1 protein-coding gene is annotated in these 390 nt (G+C 59.2%); it reads left to right on the top strand.

All coding sequences use genetic code 11. From position 1 onward, the window contains the following. A partial coding sequence (locus XI08_RS09760; protein ID WP_271574257.1) for an IS5 family transposase occupies window positions 1-390 on the top strand: 390 nt, incomplete at both ends.

Here is a 390-nt window from a genome sequence, read left to right as displayed (position 1 = left end):
AAAAATCATGGCGATTGTGGATCGCCACGGTTTGCCGCTTTCAGTGAGCACGCATGCCGCGAACCATCACGAAGTGCGCTTGGTACAGCTCTGCTTCGACTTCTACATGATCGAGGCCAAGCCAGAGAACCTGATCGGCGACCGCGCCTATGACAGCGATGCGCTCGACGATGAACTGCGGTCACAAGGCATCGAGATGATCGCGCCACATCGTTCAAACCGAGTGAGGTCGCTCACCCAGGACGGCCGCAGGCTCCGTCGTTATACTCGGCGTTGGCTGGTCGAACGCTTCTTCGCCTGGATACAGTGGCGGCGGCGCCTGCTGGTCCGCTGGGAGTTCTATCCGCAAAACTTCCTCGGCTTCGTCCAGCTCGCTTGCCTGCTGATCCT

Source organism: Bradyrhizobium sp. CCBAU 11361 (assembly GCF_028128935.1).
Lineage (GTDB): Bacteria > Pseudomonadota > Alphaproteobacteria > Rhizobiales > Xanthobacteraceae > Bradyrhizobium > Bradyrhizobium niftali.
This window is presented reverse-complemented; position numbering and strand designations above follow the sequence as displayed.